Origin of the sequence: Salibacter halophilus (assembly GCF_008806325.1) — a bacterium.
Lineage (GTDB): Bacteria > Bacteroidota > Bacteroidia > Flavobacteriales_G > Salibacteraceae > Salibacter > Salibacter halophilus.
The window spans coordinates 141,631-159,653 of record NZ_WACR01000006.1 but is presented as its reverse complement, the minus strand read 5'-3'; the positions used below and the strand labels follow the sequence as shown (position 1 = coordinate 159,653).

Here is an 18,023-nt window from a genome sequence, read left to right as displayed (position 1 = left end):
TTAAAACAAATAGTAGCTTTAGAGCAATTAAAAATCAAATCACTATGAAAACGCTCAAAACTACTTTTTTCCTGCTATTACTGATGGTTTCATTCTCACAGGTAAAGGCTCAACTAACTTTATCTGCTTCAAAAATGGAGCTTTGTATTGGAACTACCAGTACAATAAGCGCACAGGATAGCACAGCAACTGCATTTGTTTGGTCTCCTGATTCTTCGCTTTCATCTGATAGTGGAACATCGGTGATAGCCTTTCCAACAGATACAACCACCTACACAGTCGTAAGCCATGACTCTACTGGGCCGCTAGATACTGCAATGATTACAATTACAGTTAATTTTCCACCTCAAATAACTTCTAATGGTCCATTAAAAAGAGCATGTATTGAAGACACGGTTACGTTAAAGGCCTGGGGTGCTCAAGAATTTACATGGAGCGGACCAACTAACTACATTTCTTCAGATACTGGCAGGGAAGTTATTTTCAACCCTGGTACTACATCCGAGCCCAGAACTTATGATATTATCGGATACAATGGCTCTTGCTCTGATAGTGCCAGTATTGAAGTTAGAGTAGATACAACTTTACCAGAATTGAATATTGCCACAGAGAGTTACGATGTTTGCCAGGGATCATCCCGAGAAATAACTGCAACCGGAGCAACAAGCTACGAATGGTCAGATCCGACAAACACTTTAGACACTACTAATGGCTTTGCTGTAAACGCCTCACCAACAGATCTAAACCAGGGAGCTACCTATACAGTAACCGGCTACATTGGCGCTTGTAAAAGCACTGAGTCCGTCACCTTACAAGCTGTTCCATTAGCGCAATTCTCGTTTACAAGATCTAGCGGAGGACAACCCCTTTGCCTCTATGCACCAGATACTATTTCATTCTCCGGCAATACTTCAAATTACGCGATCAAACATCCTCAAGGAACCCATTACACTTCTACCAATCAAAGTGTTTTAACAGCAGTAAAATCGAGCATGATTTATTTAACTGCTAAAACCGATGCAGGATGCGCTGCTAAAGATTCATTCATGCTTGTTGTTGACACGACCTGTGTCGACTCTTCTTTTTTACAAACCGGAGTTGAAAAAGCGAAAAAAGATGTTGAAGTTTCAATCTTTGCTCAAAACAAAAACGTAGTTATTGCTTCAGATAAACTTTTACAAAACAGCACAGCAACTGTATATGATTTATCGGGCAGAAAAGTTGCTCAAAGAAATATCCAGGCTAACCGAACAGTTTTACCGATCGTCAATTCAACTGGTGGAATTTATATCGTCACACTACAAACTGAAAGGAAGCTTTTCAGAGAAAAGATTTTTATCCGCTAAAACAGATTGTCTGTTAGTTGAAAGCGAAGCCTCTTTTGATTTTCCTCTTTCAAAAGAGGCTTTTTCTTTTGACATCCATTCTGTCATTTCATCCCGCAGTTTTGAAGAAACATCTCTATCCTGCTTTTCGAAACTCGTCCACAACAAAGAATCGAGTTCGAGCGGTGTGGATAGATGCTCGCTATGGTTTTGGCTCTGACCGTGATAAGTTTGAATAGATTGCGCTTTTTCCTCAGTGCTCTTTTCTTCATGGTCAGAACACGAAACACAAAATAGCCCCAGTACAATCGCTGAAAGTATTATTAGATTTTTCATAGTTAGGTTTTTCTCAAAATTAGTCACAACCTCAACTTACTGACTGTTAAGCAATTCAAAACATTAGTTAAATTACGTTAAACCCCTTCAGTGGTAGGGCAATCAAATTACTTTTGTTAGAGCATATGAAGCAGAAGTACATCTATTTTCTTATTACAACCATTGCGATAGCTACGCTAGGGTTGATCGCCATCCAAATTTACTGGGTGGAAAATGCACTTCAGCTGAAAGAAGATGAGTTTTGGCGCGATGCTAAAGACGCTGTCAACTCCACAGTTGTGAAGCTCGAGCGAAATGAGATTTTAAAAAAACTAAAAGCTCATCAGCAAGGTCGCTACCTATTCATTGATGACCAGGCCCAGGAAAAACTGGAACAAGCAGGCCGAGATACTACTTTTGACTTCCTCGTTTTACAGGAGGTCTCGCGCGAAGGCGAAAACCTCGAAATAAAAATCACAGAGGAACAAGAGGGGAAAAAGTCAACCCGAATCGTACGCAAAAAAGTGAAAGATGTCATGAATGCTGAGGACTCAGTTAACCTCATGGATATTGACCTTTCTTTTCTCAACAATCCGCAACCAAATATCCTGGAATCCACAGAAAGTCCACAGCTCGATAATGTGATCAAATCCAGGCTGGCCCGCAAAAAAGCTTTTGTAGGAGACATTGTAAAGCGAATGATTGAAGTCGATCTCTACCAGCCTATTGAAGAGCGGGTTTCAAAAAATGAAATTGACTCCATACTTCGCGATGAACTCACATCTTTAGGAATTACCACTGACCCGGATTTTACAGTAACTGACGATCAAAGTCAGATCCATCTCACAAATGAAGACACAGTAAATCCTGATAAGGTAAACGATAAAGTTAGCGCCCAACTATTCCCAAACGATGTGGTGCGCGACCCCTATTATTTGAATGTTTCGTTTCCGCGAAAAACAGGTTTTCTTTTGCAAACTAACTGGCTGATGCTCTCTACCAGTTTGCTCGTGATCATCGTTATCATGAGTATCTTTTACTACACCGTACACACCATCATCAACCAAAAACGAAATAGCGAGATCAAAAACGACTTCATCAACAACATGACCCACGAGCTCAAAACTCCTATCAGCACAATATCGCTTGCCTGTGAAGCCATGAGTGATCCTGATATCGGTCAGAACCAGCAGGCCGTAAAGCGATACGTGGGCATGATTGGTGATGAAAATAAGCGGCTAGGTCTCCTCGTTGAAGAAGTATTGCAAAGTGCTGTATTTGATCGTGGCGAGTTCAAACTCAAGATTGAGACAATTGAGTTGAATAAGCTTCTCAAAAATGTGATCGATAAGATTCAAATTCAGGTGAAGGAAAAAAACGGACAATTGTCAACGAAAATAGCTGACGACCCTATTTTTGTTCAGGGTGATCGCGTTCACCTTGCAAATGTTCTCTACAACCTGATCGACAACGCGAACAAGTACTCAAAAGAAAATCCGGAAATTACCGTTTCATTAGAAAAAACCGGTGACAGAGCTAAAATCAGCGTTTCAGATAAAGGAATTGGTATTTCAAAAGAAAACCAAAACCGCATTTTTGAAAAGCTCTACCGCGTTCCAACCGGAAACATTCACGATGTTAAAGGGTTTGGCCTAGGCCTCAGTTACGTGAAAATCGTGCTGGAAAAACTCGGTGGGTCCATTAACCTCAAAAGCCAATTAGGAAAAGGAAGTACATTCACTATATATTTACCAAACTTTGAAGCGAAGCGTAATTAAATGACGAGCTCTTAATGACCCTGAAAAATAAACTTTGAACACATGAAAAATAAACTCAATTTACTGGTAGTTGAAGATGATCCAAATTTGGGTACAATCTTAACAGAATATCTGCAGGCGAAAGATTTTGATGTAACACTCAAAGCCAATGGTAAAGAAGGCTTTGAACAGTTTGCAAAAGATAATTACGATCTGCTCATTTTAGATGTCATGATGCCGGTTCAGGATGGTTTCACGATGGCTGAAGAGGTGAGAAAAATCGACAAGGAGGTTCCTATCATTTTCCTCACAGCAAAATCGATGAAAGAAGATGCTATTGAAGGTTTTAAAATTGGTGCTGATGATTACGTAACCAAGCCTTTTAGCATGGAGGAATTGATGATGCGTGTTAATGCTATCCTACGCAGAACGAAACAGGGTCAAAACGACAAAGAGGAAAAGCGTGTGTTTGAAATTGGCGACTCTTCTTTCGATTCACACAAGCAGGTTCTGACAGTTGCGAATACTGAGAAAAAACTGACTTCAAAAGAAAATCAGCTTCTCAAACTTCTTTGTCTCAACAAAAACAATGTGCTGGAAAGAGAAAGCGCACTCAAAGCTATTTGGGGAGATGACAGCTATTTCAACTCACGCAGCATGGATGTGTACATCACGAAGTTGAGGAAATACCTGAAAGAAGACGAAAAAATCGAGCTGATAAACGTTCACGGTCGCGGATTCAAGTTAATCGAGCTCGATTGAGTTGTTTATAAAGTTGGTGTTCTTCCTCCGTCAACAGGAATATTGATTCCGCTGATGTAAGCTGCTGCCGGACTCGCCAAAAAGGCGATGGCATTTGCTGTTTCCTCAGGTTCGGCAACGCGCTTGAGTGGTACGGCATTTCCCATTTCATCGAGCACCTCCTCGATCGGTTTTCCGGTCTTTTCAGATTTGCGCTTCGCAATACCATCGAGGCGAGAAGTGTTTGTAGCTCCCGGTAACACATTGTTCACCGTGATTCCATCCGGCCCGAGCTCTGTAGCAAGTGTTTTACTCCAGTTTGCAACAGCTCCGCGAATCGTATTGGAAACTCCAAGATTTGCCAATGGTGCTTTTACACTCGTGGAAATAACATTGATAATGCGACCGTAACCTGATCTCTTCATAGATGGATAACAAGCCTGCACCAAAATGTGGTTGCATTTTAAATGTGCATCAAAAGCATTTTGAAATTCATCGATATCAGCATCGATAATTGGGCCGCCCGGAGGTCCGCCAGTGTTATTGACGAGAATGTTGATCTCCCGGCTCTGACCGATAAAATCATTTACAGCTTTCTTCACCTCCATCGGTTTGGTGAAATCAGCCACGATATATTCATGCGTATTGTCTCTATCAGTTGGCAATTCACTCACTACGCGTTTTAACTTTTCCTCGTTTCGCGCAATGAGCACGATATTGGCGCCCATCTCAGCCATCTCCATAGCTGCACACTTCCCAATTCCCTGAGTGCTACCAGCTACCAGTGCCGTACGTCCTGTCAGGTCCAAATCCATAGTCATTCCTTTTCTCCAAAAGTAGAGAAATCGTACTTTTATAAGCAGCAAAAATCAAATACAATTATGGCAATTAAAAGACCTTTTAATCTATTCAAGTGGATCGAAGAAAACCGGGACTTACTAAAGCCACCTGTTGGAAATAAAAACTTATACCCCGAGGGGACTGACTATATCGTAATGATTGTTGGCGGACCAAACGCCCGAAAAGATTATCACTACAACCAAACTGAAGAGCTTTTCTTTCAGCTTGAAGGTGAAATAACCGTGAAAATTCAGGAAGACGGAAAATCTGTAGATGTTCCAATCAAAGAAGGTGAAATGTTTTTACTCCCTCCTGAAGTTCCACATTCACCGATCAGAACCGAGGGGTCGGTTGGCCTTGTAGTAGAGCGAATAAGAGAAGCTGATTACGATGACGGTTTGCTGTGGTACTGCGATAACTGCAACCACAAACTGCACGAAACCTATTTCCATCTCGATGATATTGAGAAAGATTTCTTACCCAGGTTTAAAGAATATTATAGCAATGAAGACCTTCGAACTTGTGACAACTGCGGTACTGTAATGGAAGTTGACGAACGATTTGTCGACTAAATTGTACTTTTGTTCGAAGTAGAAATACACAGCCCAGCTCAAATTAAGGGCGAGGTTGAAGCGAAAGTCGGAAGTGCAGATTGTGCACCCGCGCAAAATCGTTTCCCATCAAGGGTTGTGCATGTTTAATTGAAACAGCACAAAAAATGAAAAAGTTCCTTAAAATCGATATGCACACGCATATCCTGCCCAAGCACTTGCCCAAATTTGCCGATAAATTTGGTTATGGAGATTTCATTCATCTCAAACACAATGAAGACGGCTCTGCCGATATGTACAAAGGCGATGAGTATTTCAGAACCATCAATGCCAGTACGTGGGATGCTGAGCTGAGAATGAAAGAATACGAGGAGCACAACACTCAGGTTCAGGTCGTTTGTACTATTCCTGTAATGTTTTCTTACTGGGCAAAACCACAGGATACACTAGAGCTGTCAAAGTTCCTCAATGACGACATTGCTCAAAAAGTACACGATTACCCAAAAAACTACATCGGGCTGGGAACTGTACCGATGCAAGATGCCAAGTATGCCGTTCAGGAGTTGGAACGCATTAAAGAAATCGGGCTGAAAGGAATTCAAATCGGTTCAAATATCAACGATCAGAACCTGAATGAGCCGGAGTTTTTCCCAATTTTCGAAGCCGCTCAGGAACTCGACCTTGCCATAATGGTGCACCCGTGGAATATGATGGGTTTTCACAAAATGCGTAAGTACTGGTTGCCGTGGCTAGTTGGAATGCCTGCTGAAACATCTAGAGCGATTACATCGATGATCTTTGGTGGCGTCTTTGAAAAATTCCCCAATCTGCGCGTGAACTTTTCTCATGCCGGTGGATCATTTCTTCCAACAATCGGGCGAATTGAACACGGCTTCAATTGCCGTCCAGATTTAGTGGCAATCGATAATGATATCAACCCGCGAGACTACATCGGGAAGTTTTGGGTAGACAGTATCACGCACGACCCAAAACTATTGGAATACATCATCGACCTGCAGGGAAGTAACCGTGTCAGCCTCGGATCTGACTATCCATTTCCTCTGGGAGATCTGGAAATAGGAAAGTTCATCGAAGAAATGGACCTACCCGATAAAGACAAAGAAAACATCTTTAGCAATGCAGCTCTCGAGTGGCTGAACCTCGATAAGAGTGATTTTATTTCTTAATTATTTCTTGAAACAGGAGTGTATTATCAGTTTGATTTTCAACGTACCTTTAACGGCTTTAAAAATCAACTGATAATGCGCTTTTTGTCGCTCCTTTTCCTTCTGCTTATTAGTTATCAGTTATTGGGATCTGATACTACGCGACACCGCGATGATATCCCACGCCCAAAGATTGGCGTTGTGCTAAGTGGTGGTGGAGCTAAAGGATTTGCTCATATTGGCTTTCTCAAAGTTTTGAAAGAAGCCGGCATAAAACCAGATTATATCACAGGCGTAAGTATGGGTGCTGTTGTGGGCGGATTAACAGCTATAGGCTACACTCCTGAACAGCTAGAGGAAATCAGTATTTCAACAAACTGGGACGATGTCATAAGCAACAAGATTCCACTCAACCAGGTAGCAATCGAAGAAAAGGATTATTACGGTAGGTACATCACTGAATTTGGGATTGAAGACAAGCGAATAACTTTACCCAATGCCGTTGTTGAAGGGCAACAGTTGCATTTAATGCTATCACGGCTCACGTCTCCTGTTCATGGTTTGAGCGACTTTTCTAAATTCCCAACACCATTTGCCTGCGTTGCTACGAACATCACAAACGGAGAGCCTGTAACACTGAATAACGGAAACCTGGCAAAGGCTATGCGAGCCAGCATGGCGATTCCATCGGTTTTTTCACCAATTGAAATAGACGGCAAATTACTCGTTGACGGTGGCCTCGTGCATAACTTACCAGTTAGGGAAGCAATTGACATGGGAGCTGATATCATCATCGCATCCTATACCGGGGCTCAATTCAAACCAAAAGAGGAGCTAAATGGAGTACAGGATATTTTAAAGCAATCAGCTTTTGTTACCAGTATTCTCGATTCAAAAGAGGAAATGACCAAAGCAGATTATCTCGTAAAACCCATTTCTGAAGAGTTCCAGGCCGGAGACTTCAACAAAGCCGATTCAATCATCAAAATGGGATACGAATCGACAAAATACATGCTCCCCCAACTAAAAAAATTAGCTGATAGCCTCTACAGCAGCTCGTTTGAATCGGCAAATGTTGACACAACCGATGTAGAGTTACCCAGCGAAATAAAAATCGACAGCATTTCAATTCGCGGTAACAAGGCCATTTCTGACGAGTTGATTCTCGGGAAGCTGGGCATTGAAGAAAACGACCCTTACAGTATCGAATTACTGGAAAAACGAATCAATGTAGCGTACGGGACACAATACTTTAAGCGGATTTCCTACAACCTCGAATTCAGCAGTGACAGTACATCAGTTCTCATTCTCGATATTGAAGAGGTTCCAAAAGCATCAGTGAAAACAGCACTTCATTACGACAATGAAACCGGTATCGGTTTAACACTCAACCTCACTACAAGAAACGCCATTTTTGAAGGTTCACGAACAATTTTTGAAGTGGATATTGCCGACAACCCACGAGTTGACTTAAACTACTTCAAATATCTCGGTCAGAACCAAAACATCGCATACACCATTGGCGGTAAGTTCTCCAATCAAAAAGATATTTCATCATTCGGAACAGCATCTGGAGTTTTGTACAACGCCTCATTTACCGAGATAAGTTCAGGAATCATGTCAACCAACTCCCCAAATGTATCGGTTGGTGGCCGCATGTTATTGAGTCTTTCTCGCCTTAAGCCAACTTTTAACCGCGATTCACTTGTAGATATTTACAGTGATCGATCTCTCGCTGCTGAAGGTTTTCTCCTTGTAAACTCAATGGATAGGGTCTATTTCCCCACAAAAGGTGTAAAAGCCGATATTCGCTATCGGTATAATTTGAGTTCTGACCTTAACGCAGGTATTTCCAGCAATCTTTTCTTACTTGAGGACGCATTTTCAGAAAACTTCTCACTCAACAATTACCACACCTTAGAATACAATATTGAAAAGCGGTTTAAGCTACACCCAAACTTTTCAACCTATTTAGGAATTGCCGGAGCTATTCACACAACTGATACTGTTGTAGCATCTGACCGTTATTTCATTGGCGGGTTTAATCCAATCCTCCAAAATTCAATTTCATTTTGGGGTGCTGATGTGTATGAATTTGCCGCTACAAACTACTCAATGGCTAAAGCAGGTGTGCAATATCAGCCATTCAACAAGTTCTATGTGGAGCTACAGGCAAACTATATTCATCCGAACGAACCTTTTCACCGCGTTTTAAAATCTGTAGAAGAGCAACCGCTTCTATCACAAAGAGAAACATTTGAAGACGCACTGGGAGCCGGAATCAAGCTCAGCTATATGAGTCCGCTTGGACCCATTTCTTGTGGCGTTTATCAAAACAGCAACAATCCCACTATCGGGACTTACATCAGCGTAGGATTTAAGTATTGACATTCAGCCGAAAACCTTTGCTTAATGGTTGCGTAATGTTTAATCGCATTAATGTAATTTTGCACCTTAATTCAGGGAGTACTTCTATATGAGTGATGCTATTAAACACGAATGTGGTATTGCATTCATCAGGTTGTTAAAACCACTTGAATATTACCAGGCTAAATACGGAACGCCTTTTTACGGAATCAACAAGCTCTATTTGTTGATGGAAAAACAACACAATCGCGGTCAGGATGGTGTTGGTGTGGCAAATATCAAGCTCGATGTTGAGCCTGGTAAGCGCTACATTTCGCGTTACCGTTCAATCAGTAACAAACCCATTCAGGATACTTTTGACTATATCAACAGTCGGTTCTCAAAGCTGGAGAAGGAAGACCCGATGAAGCTCAACGATTGTGCCTGGCTCAAGGAAAATGTAGCATTTACAGGTGAATTGTTACTCGGTCATTTGCGTTACGGGACTTACGGAAAGAATAGCGTAGAAGCCTGCCATCCGTTCTTGCGTCAAAACAACTGGAAAACCAGAAATTTAGTTGTTGCGGGCAATTTCAACCTCACCAATGTTGATGAACTATTCAACTTCATGGTCGAAATTGGTCAGCACCCAAAGGAAAAAGCTGACACTGTTACGGTAATGGAAAAAATCGGTCATTTCCTCGACATGGAAAACCAGGAGCTTTTTGACCATTACAAGAGTCTGGGTTATTCCAACAAAGAAATATCAGAATTAATAGCAAAAGGCCTCAATGTTGGTCAGATCCTTAAAAGAGCATCTGAGGACTGGGATGGCGGTTACGTCATGAGCGGACTTTTTGGTCACGGTGATGCATTTGTTCTCCGCGATCCAAATGGTATTCGCCCGGCTTATTACTATAAAGATGATGAAATTGTTGTTGTTGCAAGCGAAAGACCGGCTATTCAAACAGCTTTTAACCTCAAAGCTGATGATGTTCAGGAATTAACTCCGGGCCACGCCCTCATTACCAAAAAAGGCGGAACAGTTAAAGAAGAAGAAATCATCGCGCCCAAAGAAAAACGGGCCTGCTCTTTTGAACGGATCTATTTTTCGCGCGGTTCTGACCAGGACATATACCAGGAACGTTTGAACCTGGGCCGCAACATTGCACCCAAAGTTTTTGAAGAAGTGGGTCATGATTTTGAAAATACCGTTTTCAGCTTCATTCCCAATACAGCAGAAATCTCGTACTACGGAATGATGAAGGCTGCTGACGATCAACTCAATGATTGGAAAACGAATCAGATCCAATCCCTGAAAGATCCAACCCCAGAAAAAATTCAGTCGATCCTTTCCCGAACTACCCGAGGCGAGAAAATTGCGATTAAAGATGCTAAACTGAGAACTTTTATCACGCAAGATGAAGCCAGGGATGATCTTGTAGCACACGTTTACGATGTTACTTACGGTGTTGTAAAAGAAGGTAAAGACAACCTAGTAATGATCGATGACAGTATTGTTAGAGGTACAACTCTAAGACAGAGCATCATCAGGATTTTAGACAGGCTGGGACCAAAAAAGATCATTATCGTTTCTTCTGCTCCTCAAATCCGCTATCCCGATTGTTACGGTATCGACATGGCTAAACTCGGAGACTTTGCAGCGTTTAGAGCAGCTATCGAGTTACTGAGAGAACGCAAGCTCGACAAGCTCATTACCGATGTTTACAATTCATGTAAAGAGCAGGAAAACGCTCCAAAGGAACAGGTGATCAATCACGTTAAGCGTATTTACGAGCCTTTTACAGCCGATGAAATATCCGACAAAATTGGTGAGCTATTAACTCCTCAGGGTACAAAAGCTGAAGTCAAGTTAATTTACCAGTCGCTCGAAGGACTCAAAGATGCATGCCCGCATAATTCCGGAGATTGGTATTTCTCTGGTGACTATCCCACTCAGGGTGGAAATAAGGTAGTCAATAAAGCCTTTATCAACTTTGTTGAGGGTAGAGACGAAAGAGCCTACTAGAATAAAATTTGGTGTTTTTATGTTTTTACAAAATATTTAGTAAAAAATTTTAAGTTCATTTAAAGCGAATCTACATTTGGTACAAGTTTTAAAAAGCTAAAGCTTTACATTTTATTGTTTTAGTAATTTAACAATTACAAAATAATATTTTGCGCCAAATGAATAACAGACTTCTTACGATAATAGCCGTTACCCTCTTTGCACTCAACGTACAGGCTCAATCTTATACAGTAGCTAACACTGCGACAAAGGATGAGCCTCATTACAGAATCAAAGTTGACGCTAACCAATTCAACCCCGATTTGAAGTCAACTTTTGAGACGGCACAAACGATACCGGGCAATGCTACATTGCTCGGTATTTTTGAACATGCACATCAGGCTCAAAAAGTTCTTTCAGATTTAAACCTCGATGCTAAAATTCAAGCTTATCGCGGAAATCTACCTATTTCAATGAGCGAAAGCTTGATCCTTGCAGGGAATCAAATGAATTTCGATAACGGTTTTTTGATAGGGGAAACCATAATGAACAAAGAGGATGTAGAACAACTCCTTTTTGACAAGAATGGTGAAGTTAACCTGACTTATAGAGTCGTTATTGGCCCGCATAGCGAAAAGCTAAGCCTGCCAACATTATCGCCTAATACAGTGGTAAAACATAACATCTCAGGCGATAAATTGCACTATTATCAAATTGGTAACTACACAACGAAAAAAGAGGCTATCAGTGTAATGCGATCAATTGAAGAAGCTGGAGTTCAATCCATCTTCGTTGCATCGTATTACAATGAAAAAAGAGTATCCACACCACTTGCTAAATTGCTCGAAGAGATGTCTGACACTAAGACAGCTAAGCTTTAAGTAAGTTTTCCTTTTTAACTTCTCCTAAGCGGTTTCTCAATTCGAGAGCCGCTTTTTTATTTTCTGGGCTTTCTGTAAACGGGAACCGTTGAGCAGGGCTCACCAAACATGATCGCTTTAGCGTAAGGCTGTAGCCTGGCTGTCAATCGCAAATAGATATTTTCAGGAACTTCAACTTTACTACATCCTTTGATAATGACGCGTTCATTGTCGTATTCAGAAAAATCAATTGAAGAAATGATCTCCTCAAATACTGTCAGCTTGAATTCACGGTCAGATCCAAAACCGATACCGCGAGTTATGGGTGCAAGCTTAGAAGCTATTAGCATGTAAGCCCAGGTGGGCACAATTGCATCAGCGGAGCAGAAAACGCGTACTAACTTTCCTTTAAACTTATTCCAGTCAAACTCATCAACGCTCTTCCTAAACTCTTTTTCTCGTAATATGAGGCCTTCATACAGAAAAGGTTCAATATCAAGCTCAGCAAGCTGTAAATCCCTGTAGTGATCTTCCAGATCGAGGAGCTTTGTCCTACTTTTCTTTACTCTATTGACAATTTCTTCAGCCATTACAGCATCCCTAATTCGAGTTTTGCTTCTTCGCTCATCATTTCCTGATCCCATGGTGGCTCAAACGTAATGGTAACAGCAGCATTGTTGACACCCTCAACCTTAGCCACTTTGTCTTCAACTTCCTGAGGAAGAGATTCAGCCACCGGGCAATTGGGAGTCGTCAAAGTCATCAAAACCTCAACATTGGCATCATCGCGAACATTGATCTCATAAATAAGACCTAGTTCATAAATGTCAACCGGTATTTCCGGATCGAAAACCGTCTTGAGCATTTCAATGATATCTTCTTCTAATTTCTTCTTATCCATAACTTCACTTAGTCTTTTGCCTGGTGAGCTAAAGCGTACATTTTAATTTTCTTCACCATATTGGCGAGTCCATTTGCGCGATTAGGAGAAAGATGTTCTTTCAGTCCTATTTCATCGAGCGCGTATAACTCAGCACTGCTGATTTCCTCAGCTTTGTGTCCGCTCAGTATTTTTAGCAACAACCCGATGATTCCTTTTGAAATGAGCGCATCTGAGTCTGCTTTAAATCGTAAAACTCCGTTTTCATCCTCAGGAATCAACCAAACTCTTGACTGGCAACCTTTAACCAGGTTTTCTTCAACCTTTTTGTCTTCTTCGAGCGGTTCCAGTTCCTTCCCGAACTCAATGATTTGTTCGTATTTATCCATCCAGTCGTCAAAGAGGCTAAAATCCTCAATCACTTCATCCTGTAATTCATTGATGGTTTTACTCATCCTAACATTCTTTTTGCTCGCTCAACTCCTTGTACGAGTTGGTCAACTTCTTGTTTTGTCGAATATATACCAAAACTGGCTCTCACAGTGCCGGGAATGTTGTAGCGTTCTAAAATTGGCTGTGTACAGTGGTGACCTGTTCGCACTGCTATACCTAACTGATCGAGCAATACGCCCATATCGTAAGGGTGGATCTGACCGACAAGAAAACTGATTGCTCCTGTTTTTTTCTCTGCTGTTCCAATGAATCGCAAATCTTCAATCTCAGAGAGCTTTTTATGCGCATAATCCATTACTTCAGCTTCAAACTCGTGAGCGGCTTTCCAATCTATTTCATTGATGTAATCGATCGTTGCTCCCATCCCAATTCCACCGGCAATATTTGGCGTTCCGGCTTCAAACTTATGAGGGAGATCATTGTAAGTGGTTTTCTCCAGCGTTACTTTATTGATCATGTCACCACCACCCTGATAAGGAGGCATAGCATTCATGATGCTCTCTTTTCCGTAGAGAATTCCAATTCCGGTTGGTCCGTACATTTTATGCAAACTGAATGCGTAAAAATCGCAATTCAATTGCTGTACATCAACCGGAATATGAGGAACAGCCTGAGCTCCATCAACGACAAAATAAGCTCCCACATCATGTGCTTTTTCGATCATTTCCTCAACCGGATTGATCGTTCCTAAAGTATTGGAAACATGAACTACTGAAACGATTTTGGTCTTTTCAGATAGGAGTTTTTCGTACTCCTCCAAATCTAACTCACCATCGTCAGTAATCGGGATGACTTTGAGTTTTGCTTTTTTGCGCTCGCAAAGCATTTGCCATGGAACCAGGTTTGAGTGGTGCTCCATGTGCGAGATGATAACTTCATCACCTTCATTCACACAATGCTCTCCCAAAGAAGAAGCAACAAGGTTGATTCCATCTGTTGTTCCTTTGGTAATGATGCATTCGTGATCATTTTTGGCATTGATAAAGCTCGCAACTTTCTTGCGCGCATCTTCATATTTTGAAGTCGCTTCCTGACTCAATAAATGCACACCGCGATGAATATTGGCGTGCTCGTAGAGATAATAATTAGAGATTGCCTCAACAACCTGTTTCGGTTTTTGGCTCGAAGCAGCACTATCTAAAAAAACGAGATCTTTTCCGTGTACTTTCCTGGTCAGAACCGGAAAATCGGCTCTGATCTTCTCTATGTCAAACTTCATTGCTGCTTCCTTCATCCTCTAATCCTGTATTTCTTTACAACGTTCTTCAACCAATGACTCAATCCATTGTTTAAGCGGCTCAATTTCTACAATCTCAATCGACTCGGCTGCAAAGGCCTGAATCATTAAGCCCATAGCGCCTGCTTTAGTCAATCCGCGAGACATTAAATAGAACAACGCTTCTTCATCCATTTGGCCGGTTGTGGAACCGTGTGAACATTTCACGTCATCGGCATATATCTCGAGTTCCGGCTTTGAGTTGATCTCTGCCTGCTCTGTCAACAGTATGTTTTGGTTTGACTGAAATGCGTTGATTTTTTGCGAGTCGGGTCTGACCAAAACTTTGCCGTTGAAAACGCCTGTAGCTTTACCGCCAATAATTCCTTTGTAATTCTCGTGACTCTCGCAATGCGGTTGAAGATGATCAACGAATGTGTGATTGTCAACGTGTTGCTTGCCGTTTAGCAAAAATGCTCCGTTGAGAATCGTCTCGCAATTTTCACCATCAACTGCGATATTGACATTGTTTCGAATCAGCTTCCCGCCAAACGTGTAAGTCCCGGTTCTGAATCGGCTGTTTTGAGCCTGGTAAACCTGCGTTGTTTGAATGTGATTGTTTTTTTCACCGTTTCGTTGCACCTGGTAATAAGATGCTTTGGCGTTTTCTTTAATCACAAACTCATTCACGAGGTTGGTAAAACTCTGCCCGTTATCACCTTCGATTGTGTGAATAACATCTAGCTCAGCTCCTTCTTCTAAAACGAAAAGGTTTCGCGGCTGATAAGTTACACCTTCACCTTCGGTTACATCAATGATGTGAACCGGAAACTGAGGTTTTTTATTCTTTTGGATCTGAACGAAAGCACCTGTTTGGTTAAAAGCTGTGTTCAGAGCCGTAAAAATTTCATTTTTGTGATTGGTCAACGATCCGAGGTATCCGCCAACGGCATCGTGATTCTCAAACCTGGCCTGCGCAGTGGTTTTAATGTCGAGGTCAGAGTCGATAATTTCGCTGAGCTCTGACTGAAACTTTCCGTTGATAAAAACTAACCTGTTTACTTTTAAATCTGGTATGAGATAGTTTTCGCTCAGAGCCGGATTTTCTACTTCCTTAACCTCGAATTCTTTGTTGAGAATTCCGGCTACGCGTGTGTATTTCCAGGCCTCATCTTTTAGAGTTGGAAACTCCAACTCGCGGAGCGCCTGAAAAGCCTCTTCACGAACTGTTTGCTGCTGCCCAATTGCATCGGCAACAGGGTTTTTCATGAAGTTGGCAATGAATTTATCTTTCTTTGATGTTGTACTCATAATGCTCAATTACGCGTTTACACCTTCGTCTTCTTTCAACCAGTCGTATCCTTTTTCTTCCAGCTCCAGAGCCAGTTCTTTTGGTCCGGACTTCACGATTTTTCCTTCGCTCAGTACATGGACAACATCAGGAACGATATAGTCGAGCAAACGCTGATAGTGCGTAATAACGATGAATGCATTGTCTTTTCTGCGGAGTTGATTCACGCCATCGGCAACTGTTTTGAGCGCATCGATGTCGAGTCCGGAATCAGTTTCATCCAAAATAGCGAGTTTAGGGTCTAGCATCGCCATTTGGAAAATCTCGTTGCGTTTCTTCTCACCACCTGAGAAACCTTCATTTACTGAACGGTTGGCAAGTCGGCCACTCAAACCAACGAGATCCTGCTTTTCCTTCACTTTCTTCAAAAACTCTTTAGCCGCGATAGCATCTTCGCCTTTGTACTCGCGAATGCTGTTGATCGCCTGCTTGAGGAAGTTCATGTTACTGACTCCCGGAATTTCAACCGGATATTGAAATGCGAGGAAAAGACCTTCGCCTGCTCTTTCATTCGGCTCGAGATCGAGAAGATCTTTGCCATTGAATTTCACATCGCCTTCTGTTACTTCGTAGTCCTCTCTTCCCGCTAGCACTGATGCGAGCGTTGATTTTCCGGAACCGTTTGGCCCCATGATCGCATGAATTTCTCCCGGCTTAACTTCGAGGTCAAGACCTTTCAAAATTTCAGTATCCTCAATGCTGGCTTTTAAATTCTTTATTGATAACATATCGTGATTTTCTCTTTTGTGCTTTAAAAATTAACCTACTGATCCTTCTAAGGTGATTTCGAGTAGTTTTTTGGCTTCTACCGCAAACTCCATCGGTAGTTTGTTCAGAACCTCTTTTACGTATCCGTTCACAATCAGGCTAACCGCCTGCTCTTCATCCATACCGCGTTGTTGGCAGTAGAAAATTTGATCTTCACCAATTTTTGAAGTCGTTGCTTCGTGCTCAACTTTTGAAGAGTTGTTTTTCGTTTCGATGTAAGGGAATGTGTGAGCACCACACTTATCTCCGATCAACAGCGAATCGCATTGCGAGAAGTTTCTCGCGTTTTTCGCGTTTTTGTTGATTTGTACGAGTCCGCGGTAACTGTTTTCAGAAAATCCTGCTGAAATACCTTTTGAAATGATCAGCGAACGTGTGTTTTTACCGAGGTGAATCATCTTGGTTCCCGTATCTGCGTTCTGATAGTTATTCGTTACTGCAACAGAGTAGAATTCACCTTCAGAGTTATCGCCTTTGAGAATACAGGACGGATATTTCCACGTTACGGCAGAACCGGTTTCAACCTGCGTCCAGGAGATTTTGGAATTGCGTCCATCGCAAAGTCCGCGCTTGGTAACAAAGTTGTAAACGCCACCTTTTCCGTCTTTATCGCCCGGATACCAGTTTTGTACTGTTGAATATTTAACCTCAGCATCATCCATCGCGATGATCTCTACAACTGCTGCGTGGAGCTGGTTTTCATCGCGCATTGGTGCTGTACAACCCTCGAGGTAACTCACGTAAGAGTTGTCTTCAGCTACGATAAGTGTTCTCTCGAACTGACCTGTTCCCGCTTCGTTGATGCGGAAATATGTTGAGAGTTCCATCGGGCATTTAACGCCTTTTGGAATGTAGCAGAAAGAACCATCGGTAAAAACAGCCGAGTTGAGTGCTGCGTAAAAGTTGTCGTTTGGTGGAACAACCTTACCCATGTATTTTTTTACGAGGTCAGGATAATTTTGAACAGCCTCGCTAAATGAGCAGAAGATAATTCCTTTTTCTTCGAGTTTATCTTTGAATGTCGTTTGAACTGAAACCGAATCGACTACAACATCCATAGCAACTCCGGCCAGTTTCTTTTGCTCCTCGATAGATATTCCCAGCTTGTCGTACATCTCCTTTAATTCGGGATCTACTTCATCCAGACTATCGAGCTTTTTCTTAGGCTGAGGAGCAGCGAAATAAGTAATCTCATCGAACTTTGGCTTTTCGTATTTCACGTGAGCCCATTTCGGTTCTTTCATTTTCCTCCAGTTTCGATATGCTTCTAACCGAAACTCGAGCAGCCACTCCGGTTCGTTTTTCTTGGATGAAATTTGACGAATGATATCTTCATTCAATCCTTTTTCAACTCTGTCAGTATCGAACTTAGAGGTAAAACCGTATTTGTATTTCGAATTTTCTAATTCTTCAGCTAATTCTGTTTCTGTATACGCCATAATTCGC

17 protein-coding genes are annotated in these 18,023 nt (G+C 41.8%); 8 read left to right on the top strand and 9 right to left on the bottom strand.

The features are described 5' to 3' along the window. The first annotated feature begins 44 nt into the window (after positions 1–44). Positions 45–1,346, top strand: coding sequence for a T9SS type A sorting domain-containing protein (locus tag F3059_RS08200; RefSeq protein WP_151168087.1), 1,302 nt, complete (start codon positions 45–47; stop codon positions 1,344–1,346). Here the strand turns inward: F3059_RS08200 and F3059_RS08195 are convergent. Continuing rightward, positions 1,299–1,661 (bottom strand): hypothetical protein, encoded by a 363-nt coding sequence (locus F3059_RS08195; protein WP_151168085.1) that lies wholly within the window; start codon positions 1,659–1,661, stop codon positions 1,299–1,301. The genes F3059_RS08200 and F3059_RS08195 overlap by 48 nt on opposite strands. A 125-nt stretch (positions 1,662–1,786) precedes the next feature. On the opposite strand from F3059_RS08195, the gene F3059_RS08190 reads away from it, so the two are divergent. Then, positions 1,787–3,418, top strand: coding sequence for a sensor histidine kinase (locus F3059_RS08190; RefSeq protein ID WP_151168083.1), 1,632 nt, complete (start codon positions 1,787–1,789; stop codon positions 3,416–3,418). Positions 3,419–3,460: 42 nt separating this feature from the next. Continuing rightward, positions 3,461–4,159: a response regulator transcription factor gene (locus tag F3059_RS08185; RefSeq protein WP_151168081.1), complete on the top strand. Its 699-nt coding sequence runs from the start codon at positions 3,461–3,463 to the stop codon at positions 4,157–4,159. 5 nt (positions 4,160–4,164) lie between these two features. On the opposite strand, the gene F3059_RS08180 is transcribed toward F3059_RS08185, so the two are convergent. Next, positions 4,165–4,953, bottom strand: coding sequence for an SDR family oxidoreductase (locus tag F3059_RS08180; protein ID WP_151168079.1), 789 nt, complete (start codon positions 4,951–4,953; stop codon positions 4,165–4,167). Positions 4,954–5,019: 66 nt separating this feature from the next. On the opposite strand from F3059_RS08180, the gene F3059_RS08175 reads away from it, so the two are divergent. From F3059_RS08175 to F3059_RS08155, 5 genes are all read left to right on the top strand, one after another. Next, positions 5,020–5,550, top strand: coding sequence for a 3-hydroxyanthranilate 3,4-dioxygenase (locus tag F3059_RS08175; protein ID WP_151168077.1), 531 nt, complete (start codon positions 5,020–5,022; stop codon positions 5,548–5,550). A 146-nt stretch (positions 5,551–5,696) separates the two neighbouring features. After that, entirely contained in the window at positions 5,697–6,716 is a 1,020-nt protein-coding gene (locus F3059_RS08170; protein WP_223274577.1) for an amidohydrolase family protein, read from the top strand. A gap of 75 nt (positions 6,717–6,791) precedes the next feature. Beyond that, positions 6,792–9,083, top strand: coding sequence for a patatin-like phospholipase family protein (locus F3059_RS08165; protein WP_151168074.1), 2,292 nt, complete (start codon positions 6,792–6,794; stop codon positions 9,081–9,083). A gap of 88 nt (positions 9,084–9,171) precedes the next feature. Then, the gene (locus F3059_RS08160) at positions 9,172–11,070 is read left to right on the top strand and encodes an amidophosphoribosyltransferase (protein ID WP_151168072.1); all 1,899 of its coding nucleotides are present in this window, start codon (positions 9,172–9,174) and stop codon (positions 11,068–11,070) included. Positions 11,071–11,228: 158 nt separating this feature from the next. Continuing rightward, positions 11,229–11,930, top strand: coding sequence for a hypothetical protein (locus tag F3059_RS08155; protein WP_151168070.1), 702 nt, complete (start codon positions 11,229–11,231; stop codon positions 11,928–11,930). A gap of 56 nt (positions 11,931–11,986) precedes the next feature. Here F3059_RS08155 and F3059_RS08150 read toward each other — a convergent pair whose 3' ends face one another. The 7 genes from F3059_RS08150 to sufB are packed head-to-tail and all read right to left on the bottom strand — an operon-like array spanning position 11,987 to position 18,016. Continuing rightward, positions 11,987–12,499, bottom strand: a complete 513-nt coding sequence (locus tag F3059_RS08150) for a DUF2480 family protein (protein WP_170265129.1) — start codon at positions 12,497–12,499, stop codon at positions 11,987–11,989. Continuing rightward, positions 12,499–12,810, bottom strand: coding sequence for an SUF system Fe-S cluster assembly protein (locus F3059_RS08145; RefSeq protein WP_151168066.1), 312 nt, complete (start codon positions 12,808–12,810; stop codon positions 12,499–12,501). The genes F3059_RS08150 and F3059_RS08145 overlap by 1 nt, the downstream gene beginning before the upstream one ends. A gap of 8 nt (positions 12,811–12,818) precedes the next feature. Further along, the gene (locus F3059_RS08140; protein ID WP_151168064.1) at positions 12,819–13,244 is read right to left on the bottom strand and encodes a SufE family protein; all 426 of its coding nucleotides are present in this window, start codon (positions 13,242–13,244) and stop codon (positions 12,819–12,821) included. Further along, entirely contained in the window at positions 13,241–14,476 is a 1,236-nt protein-coding gene (locus tag F3059_RS08135) for an aminotransferase class V-fold PLP-dependent enzyme (RefSeq protein WP_223274576.1), read from the bottom strand. The genes F3059_RS08140 and F3059_RS08135 overlap by 4 nt, the downstream gene beginning before the upstream one ends. Before the next feature lie 3 nt (positions 14,477–14,479). Next, a complete protein-coding gene (gene sufD / locus F3059_RS08130; protein ID WP_151168062.1) occupies positions 14,480–15,769 on the bottom strand; it encodes a Fe-S cluster assembly protein SufD in 1,290 nt (429 codons plus the stop codon). A 9-nt stretch (positions 15,770–15,778) separates the two neighbouring features. Then, positions 15,779–16,537, bottom strand: coding sequence for a Fe-S cluster assembly ATPase SufC (gene sufC, locus F3059_RS08125; RefSeq protein ID WP_151168060.1), 759 nt, complete (start codon positions 16,535–16,537; stop codon positions 15,779–15,781). Positions 16,538–16,567: 30 nt separating this feature from the next. Beyond that, positions 16,568–18,016 (bottom strand): Fe-S cluster assembly protein SufB, encoded by a 1,449-nt coding sequence (gene sufB, locus F3059_RS08120; RefSeq protein WP_151168058.1) that lies wholly within the window; start codon positions 18,014–18,016, stop codon positions 16,568–16,570. Positions 18,017–18,023: the final 7 nt, after the last annotated feature.